Source organism: Roseicyclus marinus (assembly GCF_030163795.1).
In the GTDB taxonomy this organism is placed as follows: domain Bacteria; phylum Pseudomonadota; class Alphaproteobacteria; order Rhodobacterales; family Rhodobacteraceae; genus Roseicyclus; species Roseicyclus marinus.
This window is the reverse complement of record NZ_JASJOF010000003.1, coordinates 317,711-338,725: the sequence shown is the minus strand read 5'-3', so window position 1 is coordinate 338,725 and position 21,015 is coordinate 317,711. Positions and strand designations below refer to the sequence as shown.

At 64.7% G+C, this 21,015-nt stretch carries 21 protein-coding genes; 14 read left to right on the top strand and 7 right to left on the bottom strand.

Translation table 11 applies throughout. From position 1 onward, the window contains the following. Window positions 1–3: 3 nt before the first annotated feature. Complete coding sequence (locus QQK63_RS06675; RefSeq protein ID WP_277825704.1) at window positions 4–789, top strand: methyltransferase domain-containing protein; 786 nt, start codon at window positions 4–6, stop codon at window positions 787–789. A gap of 11 nt (window positions 790–800) precedes the next feature. Further along, complete coding sequence (gene hemH, locus QQK63_RS06670) at window positions 801–1,877, top strand: ferrochelatase (protein ID WP_377134042.1); 1,077 nt, start codon at window positions 801–803, stop codon at window positions 1,875–1,877. A 36-nt stretch (window positions 1,878–1,913) separates the two neighbouring features. Here hemH and mutT read toward each other — a convergent pair whose 3' ends face one another. From mutT to QQK63_RS06655, 3 genes are read right to left on the bottom strand one after another with little or no spacing between them, the layout of a single operon-like run. Then, window positions 1,914–2,312 carry an 8-oxo-dGTP diphosphatase MutT gene (gene mutT / locus QQK63_RS06665; RefSeq protein ID WP_277825702.1) on the bottom strand — a complete coding sequence of 133 codons (399 nt, stop codon included), beginning with the start codon at window positions 2,310–2,312 and terminating at the stop codon, window positions 1,914–1,916. A gap of 22 nt (window positions 2,313–2,334) precedes the next feature. Beyond that, window positions 2,335–3,684 (bottom strand): bifunctional glutamate N-acetyltransferase/amino-acid acetyltransferase ArgJ, encoded by a 1,350-nt coding sequence (gene argJ / locus QQK63_RS06660; RefSeq protein WP_277825700.1) that lies wholly within the window; start codon window positions 3,682–3,684, stop codon window positions 2,335–2,337. A gap of 26 nt (window positions 3,685–3,710) precedes the next feature. Beyond that, window positions 3,711–4,550: a peptidylprolyl isomerase gene (locus tag QQK63_RS06655; protein WP_277825698.1), complete on the bottom strand. Its 840-nt coding sequence runs from the start codon at window positions 4,548–4,550 to the stop codon at window positions 3,711–3,713. 222 nt (window positions 4,551–4,772) lie between these two features. Here QQK63_RS06655 and secA point away from each other — a divergent pair, with 222 nt between their 5' ends. The 3 genes from secA to QQK63_RS06640 all read left to right on the top strand — a co-directional run bounded on the left by secA (window position 4,773) and on the right by QQK63_RS06640 (window position 10,112). Then, window positions 4,773–7,466, top strand: coding sequence for a preprotein translocase subunit SecA (gene secA, locus QQK63_RS06650; RefSeq protein ID WP_277825696.1), 2,694 nt, complete (start codon window positions 4,773–4,775; stop codon window positions 7,464–7,466). Between the two features lie 112 nt (window positions 7,467–7,578). Then, window positions 7,579–8,508 (top strand): hypothetical protein, encoded by a 930-nt coding sequence (locus tag QQK63_RS06645; RefSeq protein ID WP_277825694.1) that lies wholly within the window; start codon window positions 7,579–7,581, stop codon window positions 8,506–8,508. A 20-nt stretch (window positions 8,509–8,528) separates the two neighbouring features. Further along, window positions 8,529–10,112, top strand: coding sequence for a substrate-binding domain-containing protein (locus QQK63_RS06640; protein WP_277825692.1), 1,584 nt, complete (start codon window positions 8,529–8,531; stop codon window positions 10,110–10,112). Window positions 10,113–10,142: 30 nt separating this feature from the next. Here the strand turns inward: QQK63_RS06640 and radC are convergent, their stop codons facing one another. Together radC and map are read right to left on the bottom strand one after the other, a co-directional pair. Then, on the bottom strand, window positions 10,143–10,928 hold the full coding sequence (gene radC, locus QQK63_RS06635) for a RadC family protein (RefSeq protein WP_277825690.1): 786 nt from the start codon (window positions 10,926–10,928) through the stop codon (window positions 10,143–10,145). 47 nt (window positions 10,929–10,975) lie between these two features. Further along, window positions 10,976–11,788, bottom strand: a complete 813-nt coding sequence (gene map / locus QQK63_RS06630; RefSeq protein ID WP_277825688.1) for a type I methionyl aminopeptidase — start codon at window positions 11,786–11,788, stop codon at window positions 10,976–10,978. Between the two features lie 219 nt (window positions 11,789–12,007). Between map and QQK63_RS06625 the strand changes: the two genes are divergently transcribed. From QQK63_RS06625 to QQK63_RS06615, 3 genes are read left to right on the top strand one after another with little or no spacing between them, the layout of a single operon-like run. Further along, a complete protein-coding gene (locus tag QQK63_RS06625) occupies window positions 12,008–12,736 on the top strand; it encodes a competence/damage-inducible protein A (RefSeq protein ID WP_277825686.1) in 729 nt (242 codons plus the stop codon). A gap of 3 nt (window positions 12,737–12,739) precedes the next feature. Next, window positions 12,740–13,468: a GNAT family N-acetyltransferase gene (locus QQK63_RS06620; RefSeq protein WP_277825684.1), complete on the top strand. Its 729-nt coding sequence runs from the start codon at window positions 12,740–12,742 to the stop codon at window positions 13,466–13,468. A gap of 7 nt (window positions 13,469–13,475) precedes the next feature. Next, a complete protein-coding gene (locus QQK63_RS06615) occupies window positions 13,476–14,444 on the top strand; it encodes an OmpA family protein (protein ID WP_277825682.1) in 969 nt (322 codons plus the stop codon). Between the two features lie 101 nt (window positions 14,445–14,545). Here the strand turns inward: QQK63_RS06615 and QQK63_RS06610 are convergent, their stop codons facing one another. Next, window positions 14,546–15,451, bottom strand: a complete 906-nt coding sequence (locus tag QQK63_RS06610; RefSeq protein WP_277825679.1) for a LysR family transcriptional regulator — start codon at window positions 15,449–15,451, stop codon at window positions 14,546–14,548. 204 nt (window positions 15,452–15,655) lie between these two features. On the opposite strand from QQK63_RS06610, the gene mtgA reads away from it, so the two are divergent. The 5 genes from mtgA to QQK63_RS06585 are packed head-to-tail and all read left to right on the top strand — an operon-like array spanning window position 15,656 to window position 19,592. Next, on the top strand, window positions 15,656–16,414 hold the full coding sequence (mtgA, locus tag QQK63_RS06605) for a monofunctional biosynthetic peptidoglycan transglycosylase (RefSeq protein WP_377134030.1): 759 nt from the start codon (window positions 15,656–15,658) through the stop codon (window positions 16,412–16,414). A gap of 54 nt (window positions 16,415–16,468) precedes the next feature. Further along, window positions 16,469–17,134, top strand: coding sequence for an FtsZ-binding protein FzlA (gene fzlA, locus QQK63_RS06600; RefSeq protein ID WP_277825676.1), 666 nt, complete (start codon window positions 16,469–16,471; stop codon window positions 17,132–17,134). A gap of 53 nt (window positions 17,135–17,187) precedes the next feature. Next, window positions 17,188–18,162, top strand: a complete 975-nt coding sequence (gene queG, locus QQK63_RS06595; RefSeq protein ID WP_377134136.1) for a tRNA epoxyqueuosine(34) reductase QueG — start codon at window positions 17,188–17,190, stop codon at window positions 18,160–18,162. Continuing rightward, window positions 18,159–19,025: an SDR family oxidoreductase gene (locus QQK63_RS06590; RefSeq protein ID WP_277825673.1), complete on the top strand. Its 867-nt coding sequence runs from the start codon at window positions 18,159–18,161 to the stop codon at window positions 19,023–19,025. The genes queG and QQK63_RS06590 overlap by 4 nt, the downstream gene beginning before the upstream one ends. Before the next feature lie 60 nt (window positions 19,026–19,085). Next, complete coding sequence (locus tag QQK63_RS06585; RefSeq protein ID WP_377134026.1) at window positions 19,086–19,592, top strand: L,D-transpeptidase family protein; 507 nt, start codon at window positions 19,086–19,088, stop codon at window positions 19,590–19,592. A gap of 6 nt (window positions 19,593–19,598) precedes the next feature. Here the strand turns inward: QQK63_RS06585 and dalA are convergent, their stop codons facing one another. Then, window positions 19,599–20,153 (bottom strand): divisome-associated lipoprotein DalA, encoded by a 555-nt coding sequence (gene dalA, locus QQK63_RS06580; protein WP_277825671.1) that lies wholly within the window; start codon window positions 20,151–20,153, stop codon window positions 19,599–19,601. Between the two features lie 187 nt (window positions 20,154–20,340). Between dalA and QQK63_RS06575 the strand changes: the two genes are divergently transcribed. Then, window positions 20,341–20,937, top strand: coding sequence for a L,D-transpeptidase (locus QQK63_RS06575; protein ID WP_277825669.1), 597 nt, complete (start codon window positions 20,341–20,343; stop codon window positions 20,935–20,937). The last annotated feature ends 78 nt before the right edge of the window (window positions 20,938–21,015 follow it).

Genomic DNA, 21,015 nt, shown 5'->3' with positions numbered 1-21,015 from the left:
GACATGGCAGGATTCCTGCATGACGAAGCCATGATCGAGCTTCAGGAAAGACTGCAGGACGTTAACAGAGGGTTTACGTCGCCCGCGCTGGTGACGGCCTTTCCGTCGGTCTGGCAGGATTTTCTGCCGGGAGCGCGCATGGTGGCGCCCAACGAGGTGCTGGACCTCGAGCCGGGCGCGCATGACCTTGTGATCCATGCCATGGCGCTGCATTGGGCCGATGACCCGGTGGGCCAGATCGTGCAATGCCGCCGCGCCCTCATGCCGGATGGATTGTTCCTGTCGGTGGCTTTTGGCGGCGAAACGCTGGTGGAACTGCGGCAGGCGTTGGCCATGGCGGAAACAGAGGTGATGGGCGGCCTGAGCCCGCGCGTGGCACCCATGGCGGAAATCCGCGACATGGGCGCGCTGTTGCAGCGGGGGGGGCTGGCCCTCCCGGTGGCAGACCGCCTGCCCAAGACCGTGACCTATCCCGATGCCTTTGCCCTGATGGCCGATCTGCGCGCCATGGGCGAGACCAACGCGCTGGTCGACCGCCACCGCGCGCCCGTGCAGCGGGCGCTGTTTGGCCGGATGGCCGAGATTTATGCCGCGCGGTTTCCGGCCAAGGATGACCCGGCGCGCATCCGCGCTACGTACGAGTTGATCTTTCTCTCGGGGTGGGCCCCGCACGACAGCCAGCAAAAACCGCTCCGCCCCGGCACGGCCAAGGCGCGCCTTGCCGCCGCATTGGGGACATCGGAGTTTGACGAGACCGCGCAACCGGTCCTACACCCGTCCGACGATTGAGGCCGCCACAGATGAACATGATGTCCGAGACGCAAGCCCAACAGCCCGCGACCGACCTGCCGCATGCCCCCGCCGATCACCCAAAGGTGAAATTCGGCAAGATCGGCGTACTGCTGGCCAATCTCGGGACGCCGGATCACTACAGCTATTGGCCGATGCGGCGATATCTGAACGAATTCCTGTCGGACCGGCGCGTCATCGATTACAGCCCATGGATCTGGCAGCCGCTGTTGCAGCTGGTGATCCTGACCAAGCGTCCGTTTTCCTCGGGCGCCAATTACAAGTCGATCTGGAACGAGGAGCTGAACGAAAGCCCCTTGATGACCATCACCAAGGCGCAGACGCGCCTGATGGCCGAAAAGATCAAGGCCAAGTACGGCGATAACGTGGTCGTCGATTACTGCATGCGTTATGGCAACCCGTCGACGAAATCCAAGGTCGACGCGCTGGTGGCGCAGGGCTGCACCAAGATCTTGTTCTTCCCGCTTTATCCGCAATACGCGGGAGCGACATCGGCCACGGCCTGCGACGAGTTTTTCCGCAGCCTCGAGAACATCAAGTGGCAGCCGATCGTGCGCACGGTCGAACCCTATTACGAGAACCCGCTTTACATCGAAGCATTGGCCCAATCGGTCGAACGCGCCTATGCGGGTCTGGAAAACCGGCCCGATGTGCTGGTGGCAAGCTATCACGGCGTGCCCAAGCGCTACCTGATGGAAGGCGACCCCTACCATTGCCAGTGTCAGAAAACCTCTCGCCTGCTGCGCGAGCGGCTGGGCTGGGACAAGACGGAAGTGGTGACGACCTTCCAGAGCCGGTTCGGGCCCGAGGAATGGCTGAAGCCCTATACCGTCGAGGAAGTGGCGCGGCTGGCCGAAGCGGGCAAGAAGCGGATCGCGGTCGTGGCGCCCGCCTTTTCCGCCGATTGCATCGAAACGCTGGAAGAGATCAACGAAGAGATCAAGGAAAGCTTCGAGCACGCGGGCGGGGAGGAATTCACGTATATCCCCTGCCTCAACGATGATGCGGCCCATATCGACGCGCTAGCCGCCGTCGTTGACGACAACCTGAAGGGCTGGCTGGGCTGACGGGCAGTCGACCGGACGGGGCGGCGGCCCCGTCGATCAGAGCCAGTCGCGCAGGATCGGGATCAGGGGAATGTCGGCTGGCGGCATCGGGTAATCCCGCAGTTCGGATTTATGCGCCCAAGCCAGCGTTTGGCCCTCGCGCGCCTGCGGGATCCCCTCCCATTTGCGGCAGGCGAACAGCGGCATGAGCAGGTGGAAATCCGGATAGGCGTGGCTGGCGAAAGTCAGCGGCGCAAGGCAGGACGCCCATGTGTCGATGCCCAGTTCCTCGTGCAATTCGCGAATCAGGGCCTGTTCGGGCGTTTCGCCCGGCTCGACCTTGCCGCCGGGAAATTCCCACAGACCCGCCATGGATTTGCCCGGCGGGCGCTGCGCCAGAAGCACCCTGCCCTCGCGGTCGATCAGGGCGACGGCCGAGACGAGGATGATCTTCATCGGCTGCGCCCCGTTCCGACCGTCACGACCGGTAATCGGCGTTGATGTCGATGTAGGCGTGGGTCAGGTCGCAGGTCCAGATCGTGGCCGCGCCTTTGCCCAGCCCCATGTCGACACCGATCACCAGTTCCTGACCTTTCATGTAGGCGGCACAATCGGCCTCGGAATAGGTCTCGGACCGCCAGCCTTTTTCGGCCACGACCAGATCGCCGAAGCGAATGGTCAACAGGTCACGGTCGGCCACGGCTCCGGATTTGCCCACCGCCATGACGATGCGGCCCCAATTCGGATCCTCGCCCGCGATGGCGGTCTTGACCAGCGGCGAATTGGCGATGGAGCGGGCAACACGGTCGGCGTCGCGGGCGGATTTCGCGCCCGTCACCCGAACCTCGACCAGCTTGGTTGCGCCCTCGCCGTCGCGCACGATCTGAAGCGCCAGATCCCGCATCACCGCGCCCAGCGCGGCGGCAAAGGCGCGCCCCTCCCTCGACTTGGCCGAGGTGATGGGCGCGTGGTTGGCGCGGCCCGTTGCGGCCATCAGCACCGTATCGGAGGTGGAGGTGTCGCTGTCGACCGTCACGGCATTGAAGCTGGTCTTGGTGGTGGCCGACAGCATCGCCTGAAGCGCATCCTGCGTGATGGCGGCATCGGTAAAGATATAGCCCAGCATGGTCGCCATATCGGGCGCGATCATGCCGGAACCCTTGGCGAAACCTGCGATCTTCACCGGCTTGCCGGCGATGTCGAGTTCGGCAACGGCACCCTTGGGGAAAGTGTCGGTGGTCATGATGGCGCGGGCGGCGACGGCGGCCTTGCCCGCATCCAGCCCATCGGCCAGCACCGGCAAGATGGCTGTGATCTTTTCAGCGGGCAGCGGCTCGCCGATCACGCCGGTGGAGGAGGTGAAGACATGGCCCGCCGGGATCTTGAGCGCCGTTGCGGCCGCCTCGCAGATCACGGCGACGTCGCTGGCCCCGCGCGCGCCGGTGAAGGTGTTGGCATTGCCCGAATTCACGACGATGGCGAAGCCTTTCTTGGACCGACCGGGCAGGGCGGCCAGTTTCGCCTGACCGTCGAGCACGGCGGCCGACCGCGTCGCCGACCGGGTGAAGACGCCCGCGACGGTCGATCCGGCCGCGATTTCGGCCAGCATCACATCGGTGCGGTTGAGGTAGCGCACACCCGCCTCGCCCGCGGCAAAGCGGACACCGTCGATGACGGGCAGGTCGGGAAAGGACGCGGGCGCCAGCGGCGAAACCTTCAGCGGGGCCTTGCCCGCGGATTTGGCTACCTTGATCTTCTTACCGGCCCCTTTTTCAGCCTTGTCCTTGGACTTGGCCTTTTTCTTCTTGTCGTCCTTTGCCTTCGCCATGGCGTTTTTCCCCGAAAAGGCTGCGGTCAGTCCGCCAGAAGATCCAGATTGCGGATCACGGACGGGTCGATCTCGAGTTCGGGGCGGACCACCTCGGCGGCCTCCGAAAGCTCGGTGATGGCGGCGTCGACGCGGGCGCGGCGCAGGCCGTCCTCAAGCTCGGCGCGCACCTCTTCGAGCGCGGGAGGCTCCTGGTCGCGCGTGTCGTTGAGAACGATCACATGCCAGCCGAACTGCGTTTCGACGGGGGCCGATACCTCTCCGACCTCGAGGGCGAAGACCGCCTCTTCGAAGCTCGGGACCATCATTCCGGCGGTGAACCAGCCAAGCTGTCCCCCGTTGGGACCGGAGGGGCCAATGGAGCGTTCCTGCGCCAGTTCGGCGAAATCCGCCCCCTCGCCCAGTTCGGCGATCAGGGCCTGAGCGGCCTCTTCGGTTTCTACGAGGATATGGCTTGCGTTGTATTCGGTGACCGCGCCTGTGCTGCCGTATTGCGCATCATATTCGGCCTGAACCTCCTCCTCGGGCAGGTCGGCCATGCCGATCTGGTCGAGGAGCATCGCCGCAAGGAAAGCGCGGCGTTCGTTGGCAAGACCGAGTTCCATCCGCGCGGTCATCTCGTCATCGGCGACATCGGCAAGGATCTGCTGCTGCACCAACTGTTCCAGCAAGCCGTCGAACAGCACATTGTCGGGCAGTTCCTGATATTGCGGCGGCAGCATCTGCTGCATCGCAATCAGGTGGCCCAGCTTGATTTCGGTTCCGTTCACGGTCGCAAGCACCGTGTCGGCTGTCGGCGCATCCTGCGCCGCAGCGGGCAGCGCGATGAAGGCCGACAGGGCGGCGGTGGCGAGAAACTTCTTCATGGAACGCGTCCTTTTGCTTGGTCGTGGGCAGGCCAGCCCGCGTTGACACCCTTGTGGCGGGCCCTTATGTCGCTTGACGGATCGCATCGGGGCCCTGACCTGTTGCCGCCGTTGATAGACCGCCGCGATGGGCCGAACAACCCGGATGCCCCACACGATCGTTTGAGATATTCCGGCCTGCGCGGCTTTTCGCGCCATGGGCCCCGGTAGAAGGCGCGTCATATGCTTGGATTGGGTTCGCTGGCGAAAAAGGTTTTCGGCAGCACGAACGACCGCAAGGTCAAGTCCGTCCGACCGCTGGTCGCGCAGATCAACGCGCTGGAGGCCGAAAGCCAGGCCCGGACCGATGCCGAGATCATCGCCAAGACCGAAGAGCTGCGCAGCCGCGTCGCCAACGGCGAAAGCCTGGACGATCTGTTGCCGGAGGCCTTTGCCAATTGCCGCGAGGCCGCGCGGCGTGCGCTTGGCCTGCGCGCGCATGATGTGCAGCTGATCGGCGGCATCTTCCTGCATCAGGGCAACATTGCCGAGATGAAGACCGGCGAGGGCAAGACGCTGGTCGCGACCTTCCCCGCCTATCTCAATGCGTTGACCGGCAAGGGCGTGCATATCGTCACGGTCAACGACTACCTTGCAAAGCGTGACGCCGAATGGATGGGCAAAGTCTATGCCGCGCTGGGTCTGACCACCGGCGTCGTCTATCCGCGCCAGCCCGACGAGGAAAAGCGCGCGGCCTATGCCGCCGACATCACCTATGCCACCAACAACGAGCTCGGCTTTGACTACCTGCGCGACAACATGCGCGCCAGCCTGTCGGACATGGCGCAGCGCGATCACAAGTTCGCCATCGTCGACGAGGTGGACAGCATCCTGATCGACGAGGCGCGGACGCCGCTGATCATTTCCGGCCCGACGCAGGACCGGTCGGACCTGTACCTTGCCATCGACAAGATCATCCCCGAGATCGCCGAAGATCACTACACGCTCGACGAAAAGGCGCGGAACGCGAGCTTTACCGACGAGGGCAACGATTTCCTCGAGGACAAGCTGCACGAGGTCGGTCTCTTGCCCGAGGGCCAGAGCCTTTACGACCCCGAGTCCACGACCATCGTGCACCACCTGACGAACGCGCTGCGCGCTCACAAGATGTTCCACAAGGATCAGCAATACATCGTCCGGTCGAACGAGGTGGTTCTGGTCGACGAATTCACCGGCCGGATGATGCCGGGCCGCCGCCTGTCCGAGGGTCTGCATCAGGCTATCGAGGCCAAGGAAGGCTGCCAGATCCAACCCGAGAATGTGACGCTCGCCAGCGTCACCTTCCAGAATTACTTCCGCCTCTACGGCAAGCTGGCGGGGATGACCGGCACCGCCGCCACCGAGGCCGAGGAATTCATGGCGATCTACGGGCTGGGTGTGGTCGAGATCCCGACCAACCTGCCCGTCGCGCGGATCGACGACGATGACGCGGTCTATCGCACCGCCCGCGAGAAATACGAGGCCATCGTGGAAACCATCCGCGAGGCGCACAAAAAGGGCCAGCCGGTTCTTGTCGGCACGACCTCGATCGAGAAATCCGAGATGCTGGGCAAGATGCTGGAAAAGGCAGGTCTGCCCCACAACATCCTGAACGCGCGCCAGCATGAGCAGGAGGCACAGATCGTCGCCGATGCGGGCAAGCTGGGCGCGATCACCATCGCCACGAACATGGCGGGCCGCGGCACCGACATCAAGCTGGGCGGCAATGTCGAATTCAAGATCATGCAGGCCATCGCCGCCGATCCGACCGGCGATCACGCCTCGATCCGCGCCCGGATCGAGGGTGAGCACCGCGACGATGAACAAAAGGTGAAGGATGCGGGCGGCCTGTACGTTCTGGCCACCGAACGGCATGAAAGCCGCCGCATCGACAACCAGCTGCGCGGCCGTTCGGGCCGTCAGGGCGATCCGGGGCGGTCGTCCTTCTTCCTGTCGCTCGAAGACGACCTGATGCGGATCTTCGGCTCGGACAAGCTGGACAAGATGCTGTCGACGCTGGGCATGAAAGAGGGCGAGGCGATCGTTCACCCGTGGGTGAACAAATCGTTGGAGCGCGCGCAGGCCAAGGTCGAGGGGCGCAATTTCGACATCCGCAAGCAATTGCTGAAATTCGACGACGTGATGAACGACCAGCGCAAGGTCATCTTTGGCCAGCGTCGCGAGGTCATGGCCGCCGAAGATATCGCCGAGGTCGCGCGCGACATGCGCCATCAGGTGATCGAGGACATGGTCGCAACCTACATGCCGCCCAAATCCTACGCGGACCAATGGGAGGTCGAGGAGATGACCGGCGCCGTCCGCGAGACGCTGGGCATCGACGTGCCGCTGGCCGATTGGGCCGCCGAGGATGGCGTCGATCAGGAGGTTGTCGAGGAGCGGCTGCGCGAGGCGGCAGATGCCTACATGGCGTCGAAGGCGGCGCAATTCGGACCCGAACAGATGCGGTCCATCGAAAAGCAGGTCTTGTTGCAGACCATCGACCAGAAATGGCGCGATCACCTGCTGACACTGGAACATCTGCGCTCGGTCGTGGGCTTCCGCGGCTATGCCCAGCGCGACCCGCTGAACGAATACAAGACCGAAGGCTTCCAGCTGTTCGAATCCATGCTGGACGGGCTGCGAAACGACGTGACCACGAAACTGGCGCGGATCCAACCGTTGAGCCCGGAACAGCAGGAACAGCTGATCCGCCAGCTTCAGGCCCAGCAACAGGCGGCACAACGCGCCTTGGAACCGGCCGCGGCCGAAGCGCCCGAGGCTGCGCGCGAAGGGTTCGACGAAACCAACCCCGAGACATGGGGCAACCCCGGCCGAAACGACGTCTGCCCCTGCGGATCGGGCAAGAAGTTCAAGCATTGTCACGGACGCCTGGCCTGAGGCAGGCCACGCGTCCGATTTGACCGGAATTCCTTGAACAATCGCGATTTCCACCGCGGTTTCGCCGCATTCTTGAGACAATCTGCCCCCATCGCCAGATCGGGGTGTCCAGATGTCCAGACGCAAGCTGCTGCTCAGATCCTCCGCCATCGCTGCGCTCGGCGGCGCGGGTCTGGCCGTGGTGCAATATCTCGATGGCACGGCCGCACCTGTGCAGGCCGATGTGGCAAGCGTGGTCTTGACCGGGGATACGGTGGCCCCGACCACCGTGACCGCCGTATCGGGCACTCGTCCCCCGCCCGATACCCCAGAGGCCACCAGCCCATCGCCCCAATACCCGCCCGATGTCGCGCGTAGCGCGCTGGGCCTGCCCTGCGGGCTGACAATCACCGCCGAGGCGACGCCGGGCGCTATGGTTGCGCTGGACGTGATGGAGCCCTGCGCGCCCAACGCGAGGGTCGAGATCACGCATGGCGCGCTGGCCTTCAGCGCGCGCACCGATGCGCTCGGGCTGTTGACGCTGGATATCCCGGCGATGGAAACCCCCGCCTTCTTTACCGTGCAGATCGAGACCGGGGCCGAGGCGACGACGCTGGCAGGCCTGCCGGACCTTATCGATCATGACCGCGCCGCCATCGTCTGGACCGGTAGCGCGGCCTTTCAACTGCACGGCTACACCGGCGACGCGGGTTTTGGCGAGCCCGGACACCTGTGGCGGGACAATCCGGGCACGGTTGCGCAGGCGACGATCGGCACAGGCGGCTTCCTGACCGTTCTGGGCGATCCGACGCTGGACGCACCGCGCCTTGCACAGGTCATCACCATCCCCGCCGCCCTGCGCGACACGCTGTCCGTCGTCGCGGAAATCGCGATCGAGGATGCGACCTGTGGACGGTGGGTCGATGCCCGTAGCCTGCAGAGCGTGGCCGGTGGGCCCGTGGCCGTGAACCCCGTTACGCTGACCCTGCCCGGCTGTGACGCGGTAGGCGAGTTTCTGATGTTGCAAAATCTGTTCGCGGGGCCGAGACTCGTCGGTAATTGAGGCCCAGTCGCGCAGCCAACATGCCCTTTTCACCGGCGACGGTCCTGCGGACCGCCTTCACCTGCATGTTTCTCGTGTCGCCCCCTGCGCTCTGGGCGCAGGATGTGGAACTGCGCTCGCTTGACGGCAGCGTGACGCTGGAAGGGAATCTGGTCGCCTATGATGGGGCCTATTACCGCCTTGAAACCATCTATGGCCCCCTGACCATCGCCTCCGAGGGTGTGCGCTGTGCCGGGCCGGGTTGTCCCGATCTGGGCGGCTTCGTGGCCGAGGCGCGCATCGCGGGCGAAGCGACGGTGGCCGAGGGCCTGTTGCCGCCCTTGATCGAGGGTTTTGCGCAAAGCCGTGGCATGACGCTTGCCACACCGGAACCTGTCGTGGGGGGCGGGCTGCGCTATGCGCTGAGCCGCGCCGATGGCAGCGTCGCGGCGGTGTTCCATGTGTTGCCCGGCACCAGCGACACGGGCATGTTGGCGCTTTTGAACGGCGAAACCGACATGGCGATCAGCCTGCGCGAAGCCTCGGAGGCAGAACGCCGCGCCGATCTGGCGGCCTTTCCCGATGATCCGGCGCTGATCCGGCGGGTGCGGGTGATCGGGCTGGACGCGCTGGTGCCGGTGGTCGCGCCGCAAAACCCCGTTGCGGCCCTGTCGCTGTCACAACTGGCGCAGGTCTTTTCCGGGGCGATCACCAATTGGCAGGATCTGGGCGGCCCCGATGCGCCGATCGCGCTGCACCTGTTGCAGGCCGATCTGGGGCTGGCGCAATTCTTCGACGATCGCATCCTGTCGGCGCAGGGGCATCCCGTTCCCAGCCCCGACATCACGCGCCACGACAGTTCCGTAGATCTTGCAGAAGCGGTGGCGCGGGACGCCTATGCGATCGGGATCACCGCGCAATCGGCGCATGGCCCGGCGCGCAGCCTGCCGCTTGCGGGGGCCTGCGGGTTCTCGCAAACGGCCGATGCCAATGCCGTCCGCGCTGAGGATTATCCGCTGACCGCGCCGGTCCTGATCTACCTTGCGCCGCGCCGCCTGCCGCAGCTGGTGCGCGATTTCCTCAACTGGACCGAAACCGGGACCGCCGAACGGATCGTGGCGCGGGCGGGATACGTCAACCAGACCCTGACCCGGACCCCGGTGGCGATGCAGGGTCGGCGGCTGGCCAACGCGGTCGCAGCCGCGGGGGACGAGGTGACATTGCCCGATCTTCAGCGGCTGGTCGCACGGCTGGACGGATCGGAACGGTTGTCTACCACCTTTCGGTTCGCGGATGGGTCTGTCGATCTGGATGCACAGTCACGGGCCGCTGTCGCGCGGCTGGCCGCGGCCATCGAACAGGGTCTGTTCGACGGCCGGCGTCTGACCTTCGTGGGGTTTTCCGACGCCGAAGGCCCCGCCGCCGTGAACCAGCGCCTGTCGCTGCGACGGGCGGAAACCGTACGAGAGGCGGTGCGCGCGGCGGCAGAGGCGGCGGATCCGGGCCGGGTGACACTGGCCATCGATGCCTTTGGCGAGGCGATGCCGATGGCCTGCGACGACAGCGATTGGGGCCGCGCCGTCAATCGCCGCGTCGAGGTCTGGCTGGATCAGGGCACGCCCTGAGGCCGTGAGCCGCAAGGCCGCGCGACGGGGCTAGAGATACCCCTCGCTCCGGAAACTCAATTCCCGCGCCTTGCCGATGATCAGGTGGTCATGCACCACAAGGCCCAGAACCTGCGCGGCATCGCGGATCGCGTAAGTCATATCGATGTCGGCCCGGCTGGGCGACGGATCGCCCGAGGGGTGGTTGTGCACGAGGATCAGGGCCGAAGCGTTCAGCTCCAGCGCGCGTTTCACCACCTCGCGCGGGTAGACCGGCACGTGATCGACGGTGCCGTCGGCCTGCGCCTCGTCCGCGATCAGCACGTTCTTGCGGTCAAGGTAGAGGACGCGAAATTGTTCCAGATCGCGATGCGCCATCGCGGTCTGGCAATAGTCGAGCAGCGCGTCCCAGGACGACAGGATCGGCCGTTTGAGCACGCGGGCGCGCGCCATGCGGTGGCCGACCGCCTCGATCAGTTTCAGCTCGAAGACAACACGATCCCCCACCCCCTCCACCTCCTTCAAGCGGGCGGGCGGCGCGGCGAGGACATGGTTGATATCGCCAAAGCGTTTCAGCAGTGCTTTGGCCAGCGGTTTGGTGTCACCGCGCGGAAGGGCGCGGTAGAGAATCATTTCCAGCAGTTCGTAATCGGGCACGGCCTCCGCCCCGCCCTGCGAAAACCGCGCGCGCAGCCTGTCGCGGTGGGCATGGCGATGCAGTTCCGCCCCCTTGGACGGGCCGGCGGCCTTGCGCCCCACCGGGGGCGCGGCTGCCGGGACACCGGGCAGAAATTGCGGCGACACCTCGCCGAAGGAAAAAGAGGGCTGATCGGACATGCGCCCGAGCTTCGCCAACAAAGGTTAACGATCGGTTATGCGATCGGTCAGGCGATCCACGTCGGATGGAACCGGCCACCGGGCGAGAGGGTAAAGATCTCGGCCCCGGTCGCGGTGACACCGATGGAATGTTCGAACTGCGCCGACAGGCTCTTGTCGCGGGTTACGGCTGTCCAGTCATCGGCCAGAACCTTGGTTTCGGGACGGCCGAGGTTCACCATCGGTTCGATGGTGAAGAACATCCCTTCCTCCAGACGCGGGCCGGTGCCGGGGCGACCGTAGTGCAGCACGTTCGGGGGCGCGTGGAACACCTGCCCAAGGCCATGGCCACAGAAATCGCGCACAACCGACATGCGCTGCGCCTCGACGAAGCTTTGGATCGCATGGCCGATATCGCCAAAGGTGTTGCCGGGGCGCACGGCCTCGATCCCTTTCATCAGCGCGTCATGGGTGACCTGTACCAAACGCTCTGCCTTGCGGCCCATCTTGCCCGCGACATACATCCGGCTGGTATCCCCGAACCAACCATCAACGATCACGGTCACGTCGATGTTGAGGATATCGCCCTCTTTCAGAACCTTGGGGCCTGGGATGCCGTGGCAAACGACGTGGTTCACGCTAATGCAGGACGCATGCTTGTAGCCGCGATAGCCGATGGTGGCCGAGGTCGCGCCAGCGGCGGTCACCATGGCCTCGATGGCGGCATCCAGCGCCTCGGTGGTCTGGCCGGGAACGACCATGGGCGCGACATCGTCGAGGATGCGCGCGGCCAATGCGCCCGCGCGGTGCATCCCGGCGAAATCATCCGCCCCGTGTATGCGAATGCCGTCTTTCGTCAGACGGCCTTTGAAATCGTCCAAACCTTGGACCTCCGAACCTTTATCACCCGCTAAATTAGGCGCTTTAAGTGACAATTTCCAGTCAGGCCGAGCTGACACCGCTCTGGGCACATGCCCGACGCGAGACCCTTGCAGGCCGTGCCGACCATCGCCCGCACCCCACCGCTTGCGAGGGGTTTGAAAGCGCTTGGGTGGGGGCCTATACCGATCCGGCAGCAAGAGACAAGCAAAGGCCAGACAATGCAGACCCCTACCGCCGCGATGCTGGTCATCGGAGACGAGATCCTGTCCGGGCGCACCCGCGACAGCAACATGTATTTTCTTGCCCGTGCGTTGACCGATCACGGCATAAAACTGGCCGAGGCGCGGGTGGTCGCGGATGACCATGACAGGATCAAACAGGCGGTGCAGAGCCTGTCGGCAGCACATGACCATGTCTTTACCTCGGGCGGGATCGGGCCGACGCATGATGATATCACCGCCGATGCCGTAGCCGATGCCATGGGGGCCGCCATCGACATCCGCGACGATGCGCGCGCGATCCTTCAGGCGCATTACGACCGGCAAGGGCAGGAGTTGAACGCCGCGCGACTGCGCATGGCCCGTATACCGGAGGGCGCCACGCTCATCGACAACCCGATTTCGGCCGCGCCCGGGTTCACCATCGGCAATGTGCATGTCATGGCGGGCGTCCCCACGATCTTCGAGGCGATGGTGGCAAGCGTCATGCCGACGCTGACGGGTGGCCCGCCGATGCTGTCGCAATCGCTGCGCGTGGTCCGAGGCGAGGGGGATATCGCCGAACCGCTGGGGCGGCTGGCTGCCGAACACCCCGAGGTTTCGATCGGATCCTACCCGTTCCATCGCGACGGTGTGCATGGGTCCAATATCGTCGTCCGCAGTCAGGATGGCGCGGCGGTTGACCTTGTGATGGCCGAACTGAACCGGCTCTTTCCGGCGGCGGACTAGGCCATGGCGGGGATCGCCGACCTCATGCCCGTCATCACGGCCACATGGCCCGCGGCCGAGGCGCGGCAGGTCGGACCCTTTATGGTACAAGCGGGCGGCGGTGGTGGACAGCGCGTCAGCGCGGCGCGACTGGCTGATCCTGCCACGACAGACACCACCGAGGCCGAGATCGATGCCGCCATCGCGGCGCTGGAGGGGTTCGGGCAACCGCCGCTGTTCCAGGTTCCCGGCCACCAGACCGGGTTGGATGCGCGATTGGCGGCGCGCGGCCTGACCCCGCGCGATACGACCCATGCGATGGTCATGCCCTGCGCCGATCTGGCAGCGCCGCCGCCGCCCGTCACCTGTTTCGCCACATGGCCGCCACTTGCCATCCAGACCGAGATCTGGGCCGCGGGCGGGATCGGGCCCGCGCGGTTGGCGGTGATGGAGCGTGTCACCGGGCCGCGCATGTCCTTTTTCGGGCGGGCCAATGACAAACCCGCCGGAACCGCCTTCGTGGCCATCCATCATGGCATCGCCATGCTGCATGCGCTGGAAATCGCGCCCGCACATCGCCGCAAGGGGCTGGCGGCCAAGATGATGCGCGCTGCCGCAGATTGGGCGAAAGGAGAGGGTGCCGATACGATGGCGGTACTGGTCACCGGCGAAAACCGGCCGGCGCAAGGGCTTTACGCTTCCTTGGGGTTCCAAGCTGTGGGACAGTACCACTATCGATCCCAGCGATCCTGACCGGCCCATGACCCATTCCGGCCGCGCGCCGCGCCCCCTGCCCCATCTGATCCTGCCGCTTGGCCTGCTGTGTGCGGGCCTGCCTGCCGTCGCGCTGGCACAAGATCTGGCTTGGCCTGTCGGTGCGGAACGGGTCGCGCAGGCGCAATCGACCGTATCGGGCTATGCCATCGCCACAGGGCCCCATGACGGACAAAGCGTGCCTGTCACCAATGTTTCGGGCAGCCTGCTGGACGAGATCTGGACCCTTCCCGATACGGCGGCGGATCCGGCGCGACTGGCCGAGCAATTGAGCGCCGATTTGACCGCGCAAGGATACGAGATCCTTTACGCCTGCGCCGATACGCGCTGCGGCGGCTTTGATTTCCGCTTCGCCCTGCCGATTGCTCAAGGCCCGGACATGCATGTCGACCTTGGCCGGTTCCAGTATCTTGCCGCCGTGCGACAGGACGCCGAAGGCAGGGAGGAACATCTGGCCTTCACCCTGTCACAAGGGGGGCAGTTGGGTTACGCGCATCTCGCGCGGGTGCTGGACGGGGTGACGCCGATCGCCACGGAGGTCGTCCCCGCCCCGTCGACGCCGCGCCCGGCCGCTGGCGACAGCGGCGTGATCGCCACGCTGCTGGATCAGGGCGCCGTGACGCTGGACGATGTCAGCTTTCCCACCGGCGCCTCGGCCTTGTCCGACAGCGGGTTCGAAAGCCTTGCAGCCCTTGCCGGGTTTCTTGGCGAAGATGCCGCGCGGCGGATCGTTCTGGTGGGTCACACCGACACGGATGGATCGCTGGAGGGCAACATCGCCCTGTCGCGTGACCGTGCGGGTGCGGTTCGGACCTATCTGATCGACAGGCTGGGCGTGAACCCCGCACAGGTCGAGGCGCAGGGCATCGGCTACCTCGCACCGCGCGCAAGCAATGCCACCACGACAGGCCGCGAAGCCAATCGCAGGGTCGAGGCCGTGCTGATCGCCGGATGAAAAAGGCCCGGATCGGCGGAACCGACCCGGGCACAGTGAGGCACGGCACCCCGGAGCAAACGACAGGGTCCGGCACGGCAAAAGAAGCGGCAGCTCAGGTTCTACCAATCGAGTGGGCCGCGATCCTTGAAGGCATCGACAAGGAAATCGATGAAGGACCTGACCTTGGGCTGGGTGTAGCGACCCGGAGGATAGATCGCGTAGACGCCCTGAATATCGACCGGCAGGTCGGGGATCACGTCTTCGACCAGCCCTTCGCGCATGGGATCGGCGTAGAGAAAGCTGGGCAGGTAGGCGATGCCGAGGCCGCCGATGGCGGCGTTCAGCAAGGATTGGCCGTCATTCACAGTCAGCCAGCCCCCTGTGCGCACCTGCCGCTGTTCCCCCGAGGGCGCGGTGATCTTCCAGACGTTGCCATTGGCGCTGTTGGTGTAGTGCAAAAGCTTGTGTTCGTTCAGATCGTCGATCTTTTCCGGGCGGCCATAGCGCGCGAAATAGGAGGGCGCGGCGATCATGCGGCGCTGCGTCTCGCAGATCTTGCGGGCGCGCAGGCTCGAATCCTCCAGTTCGCCCACCCGGATCGCCATGTCGAACCCTTCCGAGATCAGTTCGACATAACGGTTGTTCAGAACCATGTTGACCGTGACATCGGGGAACTGGTGCAGGAACTTGCCCAGGATCGGCGAGACATGGTTGACCCCGAAATCGGTGGCGACCGACACGCGCAACGTTCCCGAAGGTGCGGATTGCATCGCGGTGACCAGCGCATCGGCCTCGCCCGCATCGTTCAGGACGCGCCGGGCGCGGTCGTAATAGGCCAGTCCGATTTCTGTCGGGCTGACGCGGCGGGTTGTGCGGTTCAAGAGACGCGCGCCCAGACGCGCCTCGAGGCTCGAGACATGTTTGGACACGGCCGATTTGGAAATCCCCATCTTCTTTGCGGCATCCGTGAAGCCGCCCTGGTCCACGACCATGGCAAAGGCTTCCATTTCGGTCAGTCTGTCCATCGGTGATACCCGTTCCATCCTTGAGTTCCCGTGGTTGTGACGCCGAAATGCGGCGCGATTGGGGAAGTGGGCAGGCCAAAGACGGGTATTTCGGTGGATCGTTGAGGCAGACCGGATAATCGCGCCGGGCGGGCACGGGGCCTTGGCCTTTGTGGGGCGATGGCTTTACGCTGTGCGAAAACAGGGCAGAACAAGAGGCAAGGCTTGGCGCGCAGGACCAACAGCGACAGCGCAGCAAAACCCCGTGGGCGGAGATCGCGCGCGGGCGGCACAAGGCCGTCACGGCTGCGGCGGGCGGCGCAGGGTCTGCGGCGCTGGCTTTTGCGCGCGGCCATCGGAAGCATCGCCCTGATCCTTGGCTGGACGGCGCTTTACGCGGTCGTGCCCGTACCCACGACGTTCTACATGATCGGCGAAAGCCGCCGGCTTGGCGGGATCGAGCGCGATTGGGTGCCGCTGGAGCGGATCTCGGTCCATCTGCAACGCGCGGCCGTCGCGGCGGAAGACGCCAATTTCTGCCGTCACTGGGGCTTTGACATGGATGCGATTCGCGATGCCATCGCAGAGGGCGGGCAGCGTGGTGCATCGACGATCAGCCAGCAGACGGTCAAGAATGCCTTTCTCTGGCATGGGCGCAGTTGGCTGCGAAAGGCGCTGGAGGCCACGATTACACCGGTCATGGAATTGTTCTGGTCCAAATCCCGTGTTCTCGAAGTCTATCTGAACGTGGCGGAATTCGACGAAGGCGTCTTTGGGGCCGAGGCCGCGGCGCGGCACCATTTCGGCGTCGCCGCAGCCGATCTCACACCCCGGCAGGCCGCGCTGCTGGCTGCGGTGCTGCCCGACCCGCAGGGCCGCGATGCGGGCCGACCCTCCCCCTTTGTCGACCGGCGCGCGGCATCCATCGCCGATGGCGCGGCCACGATCGCCGCGGATGGGCGCGATAATTGCTTTGCGAATTGAAACTGGTCCATATTTTGCGCCATAGAGAGGCAGCCCAACACAATCGAGCGGATCATGGCGCGTCTCTATCATTTTGCCCTCTCTCCGTTCTGCCGAAAGGTCCGCCTTGTGCTGGCCGAGAAGCGGATCGAGGTCGAACTGGTCGACGAGAAATATTGGGAACCCTCGGTCGAGTTCCTGCGCCGCAACCCGGCAGGCAAGGTGCCGGTCCTGAAGATCGACGGGATGCACCTGACCGAATCGACCGCGATCTGCGAATATCTCGAGGAAACGCGGCCCGAACCGCCCCTGATGCCGTCCGACCCCAAGGGCCGGGCCGAAGTGCGGCGGCTGGTGCATTGGTTCGACGACAAGTTCCATCACGAGGTGACCGCGAACCTCGTTTATGAACGTGTGAACAAGAAAATCATGCGCGGCGGCTATCCGGACGGCAAAGCGGTCAAGACCGGCGCGCAGCAGATCAAGTATCATCTCGACTACATGGCCTGGCTCTTGGATCACCGGCGCTGGCTGGCGGGGGACAAGATGACGTTGGCCGATTTCACGGCCGCCGCACATCTGTCGTGCCTCGACTATATCTCGGACGTGGATTGGAACCGCTCGGAGATCGTCAAGGATTGGTATGCGAAGGTGAAATCGCGCCCGGCCTTCCGGTCGATCCTTGCCGACCAGATCCCCGGCTTCATCCAGCCGCCGCATTACGCGAACCTGGACTTTTGAGCGCGCTCAAACAGGCCCTTCTGGCAGAGGCCCGGGCGGCGGGTTTCGCCAAGATGGGCGTTTGCCGACCAAACGCCATCCCCGAAGCCGCGGAACGGCTCGCCGCCTTCGTCGCCAAGGAGCGGCATGGTCAGATGGGCTGGATGGCGGATCGGATGGAGTGGCGCGGCAATCCCGCAGCACTTTGGCCGGAGGCGCGGTCGGTCATCATGCTGGCCGATCTCTACACGCCCGAAACCGACCCCTTGCAGGCGCTGGATCGGCGCGACCGTGCAACCATCAGCGTCTATGCACAGAACAAGGACTATCACGACCTGGTCAAGAAGCGGTTGAAACGGGTAGCTCGCTGGCTGCTGGACCAGGAACGCGACCACCAGATCAAGGTCTTCGTCGATACGGCCCCCGTGATGGAAAAGCCGCTGGCGCAGGCGGCGGGGCTGGGCTGGCAGGGCAAGCACACCAACCTTTTGGCGCGCGATCTGGGAAACTGGTTCTTTCTGGGTGCGATCTTCACCACGATAGACCTGCCGCCCGACACGGCGGAGGTGGAGCATTGTGGCAGCTGCTCGGCGTGTCTCGACATCTGCCCGACCCGGGCCTTTCCCGCGCCCTTCCAGCTCGACGCACGGCGGTGCATCTCTTACCTGACCATCGAACACAAAGGGCCGGTCGATCCCGACTTGCGGCCCCTGATGGGCAACCGGATCTATGGTTGCGACGATTGCCTTGCGATCTGCCCATGGAACAAGTTCGCCCAAGCCGCGCAGGAAACACGTTATGCCGCGCGGCCCGAGCTTATTTCGCCCCCGCTGGCAGATCTGGCCCAGCTCGACGATACCGGGTTTCGCGCCATGTTCAGCGGCAGCCCGATCAAGCGGATCGGGCGCGACCGGTTCGTGCGCAACGTGCTTTATGCCATCGGGAATTCGGGGGAAAAGCGGCTCGAACCTGCGGCGCAGAGCCTGATTGATGATCCCGACGCGACTGTTGCGGATGCCGCGCGTTGGGCGGTGGAGAGAGTGCGATGAGGCTTTTGATCTTTGGCCATGGCTATAGCGCCCGGCACCTTGTGGCGCATCTGAACCTTGCGCCCGATGATCTGCGCGTGACGACGCGCGGCGCCGAAAAAGCGGCCAAACTGGGCGCACAGGGTCTGACGGTGCGCATCTTTCCGGGCACCGACATGGCCGAGGATCTGGATTGGGCGACCCATGTGCTGATCACGGCCGGACCGGAGGATGCAGGTGATCCGGTTCTGGCCGAAACCCGCGACACCTTCATCGCCGCGGCCGGGCGGCTGACCTGGGTCGGCTACCTGTCGACCACGGGCGTCTACGGCGACCATGCGGGCGGATGGGTGGACGAGACGACGCCGCTGGAGGCGTCGACCGAACGGGGCAAGGCACGCATCGCCGCCGAAGCAGAATGGCAGGACCTGCACCGCGACCATGGCCTGCCGCTGCACATCTTCCGGCTGGCGGGCATCTACGGCCCCGGTCGCGGCCCTTTCGAAAAGGTGCGCGACGGCAGCGCGCGGCGGATCATCAAGGAGGGTCAGGTTTTTTCACGCATCCATGTGGAGGATATCGCGCAGGTTCTGGCCGCCTCGATGGAGCGGCCCGATCCCGGCGCGGTCTACAACGTCTGCGACGATGACCCGGCCCCACCGCAAGATGTGATCGGCCATGCGGCCGAACTTCTGGGGCTGCCGCTGCCGCCCGCCGTGCCCTTCGACGAGGCCGAGATGTCGCCGATGGCCGCGAGCTTTTACGCCGAATCGAAACGGGTCGATAACCGCCGCATCAAGGAGGATCTGGGGGTGCGCCTCCGCTATCCCGATTACCGCGCGGGACTGGCCGCGATGCTGGCGGACGATCCCGCGAAATCGTGACTACGCAGGGGCTATTTTCTGGTGTATGCGCCCGGACAAAACCACTGTTCGAGCAGTTCCATGGCAACTTTCCTCACCCGGCGTTCCACGCTTTCCCTGATGATGGCCTCGGCCACCGTTGCGGCCTGCGAGCCGTCCCGGTTCATCAGCTATGACGGCCCCGAGGTCACGCGGATCGAGGTGCACAAGGCCGCGCGCCAGATGTACCTGATGCATCACGGCAGCATATTGGCAGATTACTCGATCGGTTTGGGCTTTGCCCCGGTCGGCCACAAGACGACCGAAGGCGACGGGCGCACCCCGGAAGGGCGCTACATCATCGACCGGCGCAACCCCAACAGCGCCTATTATCTGTCGATCGGCATCAGCTATCCCAACGCGGAAGACCGCGCGCAGGCCCGCGAGCGCGGCGTCAGCCCCGGTGGTGACATCTTCATCCACGGCACACCGCGTGAATTCCGCCGCGCGCAGGATTGGACAGCCGGCTGCATCAGCGTCACGAACCGCGAAATGCGCGACATCTACGCCATGGTGCGCGATGGCACGGTGATCGACCTCTACGCCTGAGACGGATCAACCCGTGGGGGCATTGGCAGGGCCGGAAACCCCGCCATCCCCCACGACCATGACCCACCAGATCTTTCCGGTTTCTTCCTGGTGATAGGCGACGCCGAGGTCGCGGCCGCGCGCATCGGTGATGACATCGCGCGTATCGGGCTGAGTCATCCAGGCGGCGATGGTCTCAAGCTCCGATTCGTAGGTTTCGGAAATATTCTCGCCCAGAACCGTGCCGCGGTAACCCGCCGTCCGCGCCCGATCGATGGGCGACGACCCATCCGATCCGAAATGCCACGGGCGATTCTGCAGCGCCATGTCGCGGGCATGGGTGGCCGCAGCTGCGGTGAGTTCGGCATTCAACTGCAACGGAGTTGCCCCAGAGGCCGCCCGCAGCGAATTCACGCTGTCCAGCACGCGGAACTGGATTCGCGCCGTGTCGGCCGGATCGATCCGGTACAGCACCGGCAAGGGCCGCCCGTCCGGCCCAAGCGCGACCGAGGCAAGCGGATCGGCACAGCCGGAAAGCGCCAGAAATCCAGCGCAGGACAGGAGAATAGACCTTCGAGACATCATGGTTTCCATAGTGTGACGGAAAACTTTTGCCATTCCGTTTACAACTCCATGCTGTGCGCGCTGAGACCGATCCACCACAGCCGTTGCCAAATCGACGCAACGCCCTGATCACATGTCGCACTTTCGTGGTATCTTTCGTGCAGAGGCAGACCACACAGCCCCCGAAAACAAGGAGGCAGGCATCATGAGCAGTTCAGACCGTGGCGGCATCAGCCGCCGCGCCGTTCTCGGTGGCGTCGCCAGCGGCATAGCGGCGCCTGCGCTGGCGCAAAACACCCCCGACAGCACCGAATTCGAAGGCAGCGCCGGCCAAGGCGTCCGACGCAACATCTCCAGCTTCCGGACGCTGGATTGGCGACCCTATTTCAGCGACACGCGCAACGGCGCGATCTTGGTCGATCTGACCTCGCGGGCCCTGCATTTCTGGAGCGAGGATCGAAGCGTCTACAGGCTTTACCCCACCTCCGTGCCGATGTCCGAGGATCTGACCCGGCGCGGCCGCACCGAAGTCGTGCGCAAGGTCGAGGGTCCGTCCTGGCGTCCGACCCCGGCGATGCGCGCGCGCAATCCCGAATGGCCCGACTATGTTCCGCCGGGGCCTGACAACCCCTTGGGAACCCACGCACTTTACCTGAGCTGGGAGTTTTACCGCATCCACGGCACCCACGACACGCGCAAGATCGGGCGCCGGTCATCCAATGGGTGCGTCGGTCTCTACAACGAACACATTGCTGAACTTTTCGGCCATGCGCAGCTGGGCACTCAGGTGTTGCTTATTTGACGACATGATGGCAATCCTGCTGTCAGGCCGATTTCAGACGGATTGCAATCATATGGTATTGCTGCTTAAAGAAATCGT